This window comes from Vibrio sp. YT-19(2023) (assembly GCF_033337395.1).
The window spans coordinates 1-522 of the sequence record NZ_JAWOQN010001122.1 but is presented as its reverse complement, the minus strand read 5'-3'; the positions used below and the strand labels follow the sequence as shown (position 1 = coordinate 522).

The following is a 522-nucleotide window of genomic DNA, read 5'->3' as shown; positions in this document are numbered from 1 at the left end:
CCAGAGTCTGACATTGAGATCATGGAAGAAATTGGCCGTCGTCGCGGCGCACTACGAGCAGGTGGCCGAGTAGATCTTCATAAAGTATCTGAGATTCTACTTCACGAGCTTCGACAAGGTACACTAGGACAAATCACTCTTGAGCTTCCTGAGATGATTACTCAAGAACTGATCGAAGTCGAAATAGAAACGGCTCGCAAAGAAGAAGAGAAAGCGAAACGTAAGGAAGAACGTCGTAAACGTTACTTACGTAACAAACGCTAAGTTCTTTTTCTCACTCTATTCCTAGGCGCGATTTTCGCGCCTTTTTTTGTCCGCCACTTTTACACCCAACTAGATAACCCCGCCTCATAAACGTAACCACTTTTTGTCGTATTTACGTGTAATTTTGTACTACATTTTTTACGGCTTACAACCGCAAAAAAACATGTTTATTTATTGAACACAAACTAGTTTAGACCCCCGTAGCCTAAGGAGTTACAGCCACCATCCAACCCTTAAATATCGAGTTTGCAAGCGTTA

Annotated in this window: 1 pseudogene; it reads left to right on the top strand. The window is 42.5% G+C overall.

Annotated features, from left to right (window positions below):
• Positions 1-264 (top strand): annotated as a pseudogene (locus tag R7E78_RS30390) (ribosome biogenesis GTPase YlqF); the annotation flags it as partial.
• Positions 265-522: the final 258 nt, after the last annotated feature.